Origin of the sequence: Pseudomonas sp. MS15a(2019), assembly GCF_013277805.1 — a bacterium.
Lineage (GTDB): Bacteria > Pseudomonadota > Gammaproteobacteria > Pseudomonadales > Pseudomonadaceae > Chryseomonas > Chryseomonas benzopyrenica.
Map to the genome: position 1 here is coordinate 266,382 of NZ_VBTN01000014.1, position 10,083 is coordinate 276,464.

Here is a 10,083-nt window from a genome sequence, read left to right on the forward strand (position 1 = left end):
CTCCCCTCGGGAGAGGGCTAGGGTGAGGGCCCCGCCGCTCCCCCTTTGGACAGCCTGCCCGCCCCCGCACAAGCAGACCCAAGCCACAGGTAGCACCGCTCTTCGTCCCCTCTCCCCCCGGGAGAGGGCTAGGGCGAGGGCCCCTTCACAACCAAACCTCATCCACGCCCCATGAAAAAGCCCGGCCTAGGCCGGGCTCCCTCACCGCGCGAGAAGCTTACAGCGCGACCTTCTGCTTGCTCTCCACCTCTTCTTCAGCCGCCGCGTCCTGGGTGTCGATGGACTGCACCAGCGACTTGGAGCTGAAGGCCCGCAGGTCGCGCAGGAAGTTGTCGCGCCAGGAGGCCAGGTCGGCCTGGCGGATCACCCGCATCATGTCTTCGTAGCGCGACTTGCGCTCTTCCAGCGGCATGCGCAGCGCCCGGTCCAGCGCCTCGGCCATGCCGACATGGTCATAGGGATTCACGATCAGCGCCGAATTGAGTTCGCGCGCCGCACCGGCGAAGCGCGACAGCACCAGCACGCCCGGATTTTCCGGGTCCTGGGCCGCCACGTATTCCTTGGCCACCAGGTTCATGCCATCGCGTAGCGGCGTCACCAGGCCGACGTCGGAGGAGCGGAACAGTCCCATCACCGTGCGCCGGTCGTAGCTCTTGTTCAGGTAGCGGATCGGCGTCCAGTCCAGTTCGGAGAAATGGCCATTGATATGACCGGCATGGCTCTCCAGCTGACGGCGGATGTTCTGGTAGGAGACCACGTCCGCCCGCGACGAAGGCGCGATCTGCACGAACTGCACCGCCCGGTGATGCTCGGGGAAATGCTCCAGCAGTTTCTCGAACGCCTGGAAGCGCTCCACCAGCCCCTTGGAATAGTCGAGGCGGTCGACGCTGACGATGGTCTTGTAGGGCACGCCCTCGATGCTGCGCGAGATGAACTGGCGCCGCGTGCGATAGGACTCGGCCTGCTTCTGGATGACGTCCGGCATCACACCGATAGGATAGACGCCCACCCGGAAGTTATGTCCGTAGGCGGTCAGGCTGCCGTCCTTCTCCAGCACGCCGCGCACCTCGCGGGTGATGTAGTCCTGGAAGGCCAGCTGGTCGGTGTCGGTCTGGAAGCCGATCAGGTCATAGAAGCACAGGGTCTTGAGCAATTCGTTGTGCGGCGGGATGGCGGTGAGGATCTCCGGCGCCGGGAAGGGAATGTGCAGGAAGAAGCCGATGCGGTTGCGAATGCCCAGCATGCGGCAGGCTTCGGCGAACGGGATCAGGTGGTAGTCGTGCACCCAGATGATGTCATCGGGCTTGAGCAGCGGCTTCAGGCGTTCGGCCATGGCCATGTTGACGCGCCGATAGCCGTCGTACTCTTCACGGTTGTAGCGCGCCAGGTCGATCCGGTAGTGGAAGATCGGCCAGAGGGTGGCGTTGGAAAAGCCGCGGTAGTAGTGGTCGTAGTCGCGCTTGGTCAGGCCGAAGGTCACGTAGTCGATGTTGTCCTTGGTCTGGGTCTTGGCCGGCCCGTTTTCCTTGACCGTCTCGCCATTCCAGCCGAACCAGATGCCACCCGACTTGCGCAGGGCATCCAGGACACCCACTGCCAGACCACCCGCGGTCGCCTTGCCTTCCTCGATCGGGGCCACCCGATTCGATACCACCACTAAACGGCTCATCCTAATCTCCTTGCTTATAATGTGGCGCGAGGTCACGGCTCAGCTGCTGCAGCCAGAGGGCTACCGCTTCCACCGAAGGCAGGCGGGTCTTGGCGACCGTCTCCCCCTCTCCTACCTTGACGGTCAGACCGCCTCGCGCATTGACGACAGTGAACCCCTCTTCATCGGTACGATCGTCACCGAGAAACACCGGCAGGCAGCCGGCAAAGGGTTCCAGTTCGAGAAAACGGGCGATGGCCTCGCCCTTGCTCGCCGCAGCGGGCTTGAGTTCGAAGACGCACTTGCCCGGCTGCAACTTGAATTCGGGATGGTCGGCCGCGATGCCTTCGGCCAGTTCGCGTACCAGGGACTCCTTGTCCGGCGCCTGGCGATAGTGCAGCGCGAAGGCCACGCTCTTGCGCTCCAGCAGCAGGTCCGGATGTTCGGCCAGGGCCGCTTCCAGGCGGGCGCCGACCTGCGCCAGTACCGCGGCGTCCAGGGTCACCCGATGGATCTCGCCCTGGGGATCGCGCCATTCGGCGCCATGGACGCCAGCCGCCGGCAGTTGCAGCGGCCTGGTGAATCCGTCGATCTCCGCCAGCGGCCGCCCGGAGACCACGGCGACGCCATGGTGGCGCGCCAGCTGTTCAAGGGCAGCAAGGGTTTCGGCGGGAATGAAAACCTGTTCCGGACGTGGCTGCAATTCTGCCAGGGTGCCATCCAGATCGAAAAAGAAGGCCAGTGGCTGGCCCGATGAGGTGAGGCTGTCGAGGTCGATCATGGAAGGTACGACTGCCGGGTCACCGTATGGTTCGTTCACACCTTCCGGCGGTGCCGAGGAATTCCCCTTGCCGACGCGTAGTCGGATTCAGGGAGATGCTCTAGCAGCCCTGCCTTTGGAGACCACCATGAACAAGCCCGACATCACCAAGACCCCCGAAGAGATCGATGACATCCAGGACCGCATGGGCGACATGCGCGAACTCGACTTCAGCGAGCGTAAGGACGAGCGCGGTGGTCGCATCGGCGACGAAATGGACGAGCGCGACTATGAAGGCCAATTCCCCGAGGAGCGCGTGCGCCAGGCCGGCATGACCGGTGGCGAAACCCTGGATCATCAACCGACCATGGACGACGCCAGTCCGGAAACCCTGCTGGACGAGACCGGCGCCCGTTCGCCGACCGACTACGGCGATGCCTGGCCCAATGACAAGGAGCTGAGCGTGGTCGAAGACACGGACATCGGCGGCGGCTCGGGCCAGGACGAAGCCGAATTGGGTCGCAGCCATCCCCTGGACGGCCAGGCGTGGGACGGCGAGGCCGACGAGCCCAACGAAGCCGAAACCCAACGGGACGCCCGCTACGCCGATCTGGACGCCAACGACGAAGACCTCGCCGGTGACACCAGTCTGGATCTGGACGAAAAACGCGCCGATCACTAAAAACCGCTGACGGCCTAGTCGAGCAGCGTACAGGCCATCACCAGCGCATCTTCCCGGCCGCCGACCGCGGGATAATAGTCCCGCCGGCGGCCGATCTCGTTGAAGCCATAGCGTTCGTACAGCCGGTAGGCCGACTGATTGCTGGCGCGCACCTCCAGAAAGCACTCGTTGGCCTTGGCCTTGCGCGCTTCCTGCAGCAGATGCTCCAGCAGGCGCAGACCGAGACCGCGCCCCTGGCTTTCCGGCTTGATGGTGATATTGAGCAGATGAGCTTCGTCGAGAATGACGTTGATCACTCCATGCCCCACCTGCTGCTCGCCGGCCGTCATCACCCAGCAGTCGTAGGACTTGAGCGCATCCAGGAAGATGCCGCGGGTCCAGGGGTGGCTGAAGGCCTGATATTCGATCTTCAATACCGTGTTCAGATCGGCTTCGGTCATCCGCCGAAAGCTCACCGCATCGTTCATTGCTGTTCCATCCAGCGGCGCCGCTGCGGGCGCATGGCTTGCCAGAGCCTGGCCTTGGCAGCCGGCTCTTCCATCAAGATATCCAGCCCTGGCACCAGCCAGGCCGGTCCCAGGGCGGTGTCCTGTTCCACACCGGTGAGCTGCGCATCCTCGACGCCACCGCAGCGCCGCGCCGCGCCGCCGATCAGCCAGAGCCCCAGGCCCTCGCCCAGGCGCTCCTGGTGCCCCGAGACGAAGCTCTGCACGAATTCGCAGGCCGCGGCCGGCCCCTGGTCGAGTTGACCGCTGTTGAGCAGCGGCCAGCGAATGGGTTCTTCGCTGACGATCCGTGGCGTATCCGGCAGGCCAGCAGCGCGCAGCAGATCCCGGAGCAGCAGGTAGGCCGGATCCCGCACCTCCAGGGTATCGCCGGTAGGCAACTCCAGCAGCAGCAGGCAGCGCCCGGCCTGCAACAACTGCAAGGCAAAACGGGGCGCCGGCTCCCGCGCTGGCGGCGGCGCACGTTCCGGTTCCGGCTCGGCCACGGGGGGCGCAGCCGGCTTCAACGCCGCAGGTCGCGGGATCTCGATGCGCGGCCGATTCGCCCGCGGTGCCTCGGCTACCGCAGCGGCCGGCGCGGTCTTGGCCACCGGCTCCGGGCGTACCACCCGAGCCACGACAGGCGCCGCTTCCGGCTCCTCGACCCACAGGGCTTCCGGGCGCGAAGGCGCGGCGAAGGGCAACACCGTGCGCGGCACCCAGACATCCAGCTGCAACGCCTGCAGATAGGCGCGACGACGCGCCTCGGCGGCAAGCGAGGGGCTGGTGGAAGGGGTGGGGTCGGACATGGGCGGATCCTAAGAGCCTGCGCTGTTACGCGGCGGGATTATGCGGGGCGGCATTGTCGCGCGGATCGCCGCGGATCGAAAGGCCGCCCTGCCCATCGGTCCCACCGCGGTCACATCGAAGGCTCTGGCGTCTGGAGTACAATGGCGCTTTTGTCTGGTGCGGTCCCCGCCATGATCGACCCCAAACGCGTCCTGCGTACCCTTGCCGAACACTGGCACCTCATCGACCCGCTGTGCACCCACTTCGACAGCGGTACCCTGGGCCTGGCCGAACTGCGCGCCCGCCTCGCCGAGCAGTTGCCCGAGCGCACGCCGGCCGACCTGACGGCCCTGCTGGACACCTGGATCCGCCTCGACATCCTGGTGCCGGTGGCCAAGAGCCCCAACCGCTTCGAACTCAATGGCCAGATCCACGACTTCCTCGGCTACCTCAGGCGCGAACACCGCTTGGGCCTGTGCCTGGAAATCGAGGCCTACCTGCGCCACCTGGAACGCCTCGCCGGCCACATCCGCGAAGCCTTCGACAACCGCGACGGCCCCGATCTCGTTCGCCAGCTGCGCCTGCTGGACATGCGCGTGCGCGACGTCCTCAAGAAGCTCGCCAACGATGGCCATGCCCTGGAAGGCGTCGCCGAACGCGCCAAGACCAGCGACCGCCAGATTCCCCTGCGCCAACGCTATGCCGAGGTGCTGGCCACCTGGGACGAATACGTCGAGCCGATGATCCAGCTGGTGGCCGCCGATGGCGCCTTCGAGCGTGGGGTGCATCGCGTCGAGCAGGTCCTCCTGCACCTGCTGGGCGAACAGCAGCGCCTAGGCCAGCTGGTCGACGACGACCTGCTACTGCGCACCCAGGCGCGCATCCTGGAGATGCACAACGCCGCCCAGCTGGCGCTCAGACGCGCCCGCGAATTGCTGCTGCCGCTGCGCGAGGAAGCGCGTCGGCACAACGCCGTGACCCGCGGCGCCGCCCTGGCCCTGGCCACCATTCGCCGCAAGGGTCTCGACGCCGTGCCCCAGGCCGCCTTGCCGCTGTTCAGCCGGCCGCAGAGCGTCTTCCTCGGCACCACCGCCCAGGTGGAAAGCTATGTCTACGCCCTGGCCCGCTTCGAGCCCAAGCCGGCGCGCTTCCCCAGCCAGACCAGTCGCCCGCGTGACAGCGAACGCCCGGCCGCGCCCCGTACCGCCCGCGAGATGCTCGATCTCTGCCAGGACGCCCTGCCGCTGCCCGACCTCATGGCCTGGCTGCTGGAACAGGAGCCGGCCGGCGACACCGACGAGCTGCTCTACTGGTTCTCGCGCCTGTCCCGGGATACGCGCTTCCAGCGCCAGCGGCTGGATCGGCGCCACTACGACACCCTCGAACACCGCGTCAGCCTATGCTCCTACGCCCTGACCGCCCGATCTCTCGCGAGCGACGCCCATGCAACTTGATCTCAATGAAATGACCCAGCTCGCGCCCATCTTCCGCGAGTTGTTCAAGGGCTATCACCTGTCCCGCAGCGAGCCCGAGAGCTACGCCCAGCTCAGCCAGCTGCAGGACCAGTACCGCGCCCTGTTCCGCGCACTCGGCTTCGAACTGGTCTGCGATCCACGCGGCTTCTACTATTTCGTCCCCGAGCAAATGGGCGCCCAGGTCAACAAGACCGCCCAGCGTCTGGCGCTGTTCACCTTCATCCTGGTCGAGCACCTGGCCGACCAGGGCCGCGACCCCCTGGCCGTGCTCGACGGCGGCACCCTGGGTCGGCACGAGTTGCCGGCGCTGCTGGACAAGTACCGCGATCTCTTCCTGCAGGCCGAGGTGACCACCCAGGAAGAACTGGAGGAAAAGATCCTGCGCCGCCTGACCCAGCTCGGCTTCGCCCTGGACAGCAACGGCACCTACCGCTTCCTGCCGCCCATGCACCGTTTCCTGGATGTCTGCCTGACCGTACAGCAGGACCGCGACCTGGCCGCCGCCGGCCTGCATGCCAGCGACCTGCCGCTGCCGGCTCCGACCCTGGCCAGCGACGAGGAGAGCGCCGACGAGGATGACGAAGAGGCCGCCCTGGCCCGCGCCATCGCCGCAGAACGGGAGTTCGACCTATGATCCGCTACGGCATCAGCCGCTTCGCCCTGCTCAATACCGCCGGCTACAGCCTCGGCCTCTTCCCGCTGGAACAGCCGCTGTCGGTCTATGGGGCCAACAACCTGGGCAAGAGCGCCTCGATCAACGCCCTGCAATTTCCCATTCTGGCGCGGCTCTCCGACATGAGCTTCGGCAAGTACAGCAACGAGCAGTCGCGCAAGTTCTACTTCGCCACCGACACCAGCTACATCCTCATCGAGCTGCGCCTGGCCCACGGCCCCCACGTCATCGGCGTGGCCGGTCGCGGTCCGGGGGGCGGCTTCGGTCACCAGTTCTTCGCCTATGCCGGCGAACTGGACCTGGCCCATTACCAGCGCGACGGTGCCTGCCTGCGCCAGCGCGAACTCTTCGCCAGCCTGGAGCGTGCCGGCCTCAAGGCCTACGAGGTCAAACCCGAGGAGTTGCGCCGCCTGCTGGTCGGCGGCCACACCAGCATTCCGCTGGACCTGACCCTGATTCCGCTCCGATCCACCAGCGAACAGAGTCTCAAGACCTTCCGCGCCCTGTTCATCAATCTGCTGCACATGCGCGAGATTACCGCCGCCAAGCTCAAGCAGCTGTTTCTCGACGCCTTCGAGCACAGCCTGAGATCCGGCAGCGTCGACTACATCGCCGCCTGCGAGGAAGCCTTCCGCGACGTGCGCCGCATGGAGCAGGACTACCAGTCCCTGGTGGCCGCCGGCCCGCTGGTGGAAGCCCTGGCCAAGGGCGTCGAACAGCGCGATCACCTGAGAGGCAAGCTGCATCGCCTTTCGCCCCTGCTCGACAGCCTGCTCGGCACCTGGCAGCACTACGCGATCGACCATCGCGACGAGCTGCTGGCCCAGACCGAGCACTATCGCCAGGAACAGGACGGCCTGCAGCAGAGCCAGCGTGACGGCACCAGTGAGCTGATGCGTCGCGAGCGCGAGATCAGCAGCCTGCAACGCTGGCTCGCCGACCTGGCCCAGCTCAAGCACCGCTTCGCCCTGGTAGACTCCACCGCGCCCCTGGAAGCTCAGCTGCTGGCGGCCAAAGACGCCCACGACGAACTGGCCGGCGCCCTCTCCCAGGCCCGTCAGTTCAGCAGCGAAGACCTCGACCAGCGCGTCCGCGAACTGGAACAGCGCCTCAAGGGTATTCGTCAGCAACTCGATCACGCCGACAACAACAGCTACGCCCGCCTGCGCGAGGAATTCAGCCAAGCCGACGTCGATCGCCTGATGCGGCTATTCAACGGCCAGTTGTTCAGCCTGCCACTCGGCCCCAAAGGCGTCGAACTGGCCGAAGACGGCAGTTGGGTTAAGACCTTCGAAGGCATCCTGGCACGTTTTCAGGGCGATCACCTCGAACTGCCGGGCCTGTCCCTCGACCTTTCGGGGATCGAGCCGCCCACCCTGCAGGCCCTGGCCGACCGTACCGCCTTGCGCGACCAGAAGGACCGCCTGGAGCGCGAACTCAAGCAACTCAAGGCCCAGCAGGGCGTCAGCCTTGACCGCCAGGCCAGCAAGGCCCAGGCCGAAGCCCTCTACCAGCAGGTCCTGGATGCCCAGAAGGCCCTGGAAGATTTCCGCCGCTGCCAGACCCTCGGCGCCGAAGAAAACGAAAAACTCGAACAGCTGGCCCAGCTGGAAGCCGCTCAGGACGAACTGAGGCGTGCTGGTGACGCCTTCACCGAACGCGTCCAGCAACTCTCTGCCAAGCTGCAGCTGATCGGCCGCCAGCTGGCCGACCTGGAAGCCAAGGACCGCACCCTGGCCGACGCCCTGCGCCGCCGGCAGCTGCTGCCCACCGACCTGCCCCAGGGCACGCCCTTCATGGAAGCGGTGGACGATTCCCTGGAGAACCTGCTGCCGCTGCTCAACGACTACCAGGACACCTGGCAGGCCCTGCAGCGCGCGGACACCCAGATCGAGGCGCTCTATGCCCAGGTCCGCCTCAAAGGTGTCGCCAAGTTCGATAACGAGGAAGACCCCGAGCGTCGCCTGCAGCTGCTGGTCAATGCCTATGCCCATCGCCAGGACGAAGCCCTGACCCTGGCCAAGGCCCGCCGCGCCGCCGTCACCGATATCGCCCGCACCCTGAGAAACATCCGCAGCGACTACGACAACCTGGAACACCAGCTGCAGCTGTTCAACCGCGAGATCAACCGCAAGCAGGTCTCCAACCTGGAAAGCTTCCGCATTGTCCTGGCGCCCAATAAGGAAGCGCTCAAGCACATCGACCAGATCATCCACAGCGCGGGTCAGTACGAGGAAGGCGAGACCCTCTCGGTGTTCGATCTCACCCAGGACAGCAGCCAGGACCAGAAGAACGAGGACGCCAAGGAATACCTGGCACGCCTGGTGGCCGCCAACGGCAACCAGCTCGGCCTCAAGGACCTCTTCGAGTTGGCCTTCGAGATCACCAAGCAGGGCGGCCAGCCGATCCTGCACACCGACATCGACGGCGCCGCGTCCAATGGCACCACCATGACCATCAAGGCGCTGACCAACATGTACCTGTTGCTGCACCTGATGGACCGGGAGCAGGCCGCCAAGATCCGCCTGCCCTACTACCTGGACGAAGCCGCCGACATCGACGAACGCAACCAGCAGGCCCTGATCGAGACCAGCCAGCAACTGGGCTTCGTGCCCATCCTGGCCAGCGTCAAACCCCAGGTCAGCGCCCAGGTTGCCATCGACCTCGAAGGTGGCAGCGGCCCCGGCGGTATCTACATCGACGAAGCCGACTGGAAGTACATCGCCAAACGCGACCTGGCCCTGCCCGACCCCGCTTGAGCCCTTCCAGAACGCAAAAAGCCCGGCACACGCCGGGCTTTTTATTGCTCGCATAACGCTGTCGTAGGTTGGGCTGAGCCTAGCGAAGCCCAACACCTGGAAGCCAACCTCGCCTCCTCGACGCTCCGCCGCAGTGCGCTTGATCCCTGCAGCAGACCTGATCGTTTGGCTTCGCTACGCTCAGCGCCAACCTACACCGGCCCCTTGCTGCGCTTCAAACACGACAGCCCGGCGTAGCCGGGCTGTCGGTGCTCTTGCAGACCTCAAGCCGCACCTGATGCAGCAAGCACAGCTCAAGCCTCAGCCGCACCGCCCCCGTCCCCTCTCCCCCCGGGAGAGGGCTAGGGTGAGGGCAACCTCAGCCGCATGACTGCCCGGCTTCCGCTGGCAGGGCTATCGGCCCAAGTGCCTTGGCGTCCAGCCAAACTTTTCCGACCCCAAAGACAACACCCCCGCCAGAGTGAACTGAGCGGGGGTGCTGGGTGTTAGGCGCTTGACGATGACCTACTCTCACATGGGGAAACCCCACACTACCATCGGCGATGCATCGTTTCACTTCTGAGTTCGGGAAGGGATCAGGTGGTTCCAATGCTCTATGTTCGTCAAGCAATTCGGTTGGCTGGCCAGGCGTTGAAGCTTACCTGGCTGGCCCAATTGGGTCGGTGATCGAAGTAGACAACTCGTCTTGGGTCTTGCGAACCCACGCGCCGTTTTCGGCGTCGTCTTCCTCACGCTCTGACCTGCGGTCAGATTGTTTGGGTGTTATATGGTCAAGCCTCACGGGCAATTAGTATCGGTTAGCTCAACGCCTC

The 10,083-nt window shown here is 65.5% G+C and carries 8 protein-coding genes and 1 rRNA gene; 4 read left to right on the top strand and 5 right to left on the bottom strand.

The features are described 5' to 3' along the window. Nucleotides 1-217: 217 nt before the first annotated feature. Complete coding sequence (gene otsA, locus FEZ61_RS21190) at nt 218-1,669, bottom strand: alpha,alpha-trehalose-phosphate synthase (UDP-forming) (RefSeq protein WP_173150364.1); 1,452 nt, start codon at nt 1,667-1,669, stop codon at nt 218-220. Nucleotide 1,670: 1 nt separating this feature from the next. Further along, nucleotides 1,671-2,429 (bottom strand): trehalose-phosphatase, encoded by a 759-nt coding sequence (gene otsB, locus FEZ61_RS21195; protein WP_173150372.1) that lies wholly within the window; start codon nt 2,427-2,429, stop codon nt 1,671-1,673. A 127-nt stretch (nt 2,430-2,556) separates the two neighbouring features. Between otsB and FEZ61_RS21200 the strand changes: the two genes are divergently transcribed. Further along, nucleotides 2,557-3,090, top strand: coding sequence for a hypothetical protein (locus tag FEZ61_RS21200; RefSeq protein WP_068385117.1), 534 nt, complete (start codon nt 2,557-2,559; stop codon nt 3,088-3,090). Nucleotides 3,091-3,104: 14 nt separating this feature from the next. On the opposite strand, the gene rimI is transcribed toward FEZ61_RS21200, so the two are convergent. Together rimI and FEZ61_RS21210 are read right to left on the bottom strand one after the other, a co-directional pair. After that, entirely contained in the window at nt 3,105-3,557 is a 453-nt protein-coding gene (gene rimI, locus FEZ61_RS21205; RefSeq protein ID WP_017641143.1) for a ribosomal protein S18-alanine N-acetyltransferase, read from the bottom strand. Next, entirely contained in the window at nt 3,554-4,384 is an 831-nt protein-coding gene (locus tag FEZ61_RS21210) for an energy transducer TonB (protein ID WP_173150374.1), read from the bottom strand. Before FEZ61_RS21210 ends, rimI begins: the two co-directional genes overlap by 4 nt. Before the next feature lie 171 nt (nt 4,385-4,555). Between FEZ61_RS21210 and mksB the strand changes: the two genes are divergently transcribed. Genes mksB through mksF form a run of 3 tightly spaced genes read left to right on the top strand, consistent with a single transcriptional unit; the run spans nt 4,556 to nt 9,271 of the window. Next, nucleotides 4,556-5,818 (top strand): Mks condensin complex protein MksB, encoded by a 1,263-nt coding sequence (mksB, locus tag FEZ61_RS21215; RefSeq protein WP_017641145.1) that lies wholly within the window; start codon nt 4,556-4,558, stop codon nt 5,816-5,818. Beyond that, nucleotides 5,808-6,473 (top strand): Mks condensin complex protein MksE, encoded by a 666-nt coding sequence (mksE, locus tag FEZ61_RS21220; protein ID WP_173150376.1) that lies wholly within the window; start codon nt 5,808-5,810, stop codon nt 6,471-6,473. Before mksB ends, mksE begins: the two co-directional genes overlap by 11 nt. Further along, nucleotides 6,470-9,271 carry an Mks condensin complex protein MksF gene (gene mksF, locus FEZ61_RS21225; RefSeq protein WP_173150378.1) on the top strand — a complete coding sequence of 934 codons (2,802 nt, stop codon included), beginning with the start codon at nt 6,470-6,472 and terminating at the stop codon, nt 9,269-9,271. The genes mksE and mksF overlap by 4 nt, the downstream gene beginning before the upstream one ends. A gap of 491 nt (nt 9,272-9,762) precedes the next feature. On the opposite strand, the gene rrf is transcribed toward mksF, so the two are convergent. Continuing rightward, nucleotides 9,763-9,878, bottom strand: a 5S ribosomal RNA gene (rrf, locus tag FEZ61_RS21230). Nucleotides 9,879-10,083: the final 205 nt, after the last annotated feature.

Bases quoted from the DNA above. Each gene is read 5' to 3' on its own strand.
- rimI (WP_017641143.1), bottom strand. From the start codon at position 3,557: ATGAACGATGCGGTGAGCTTTCGGCGGATGACCGAAGCCGATCTGAAC.
- otsA (WP_173150364.1), bottom strand. From the start codon at position 1,669: ATGAGCCGTTTAGTGGTGGTATCGAATCGGGTGGCCCCGATCGAGGAA.
- FEZ61_RS21200 (WP_068385117.1), top strand. From the start codon at position 2,557: ATGAACAAGCCCGACATCACCAAGACCCCCGAAGAGATCGATGACATC.
- mksB (WP_017641145.1), top strand. From the start codon at position 4,556: ATGATCGACCCCAAACGCGTCCTGCGTACCCTTGCCGAACACTGGCAC.
- mksE (WP_173150376.1), top strand. From the start codon at position 5,808: ATGCAACTTGATCTCAATGAAATGACCCAGCTCGCGCCCATCTTCCGC.
- otsB (WP_173150372.1), bottom strand. From the start codon at position 2,429: ATGATCGACCTCGACAGCCTCACCTCATCGGGCCAGCCACTGGCCTTC.
- mksF (WP_173150378.1), top strand. From the start codon at position 6,470: ATGATCCGCTACGGCATCAGCCGCTTCGCCCTGCTCAATACCGCCGGC.
- FEZ61_RS21210 (WP_173150374.1), bottom strand. From the start codon at position 4,384: ATGTCCGACCCCACCCCTTCCACCAGCCCCTCGCTTGCCGCCGAGGCG.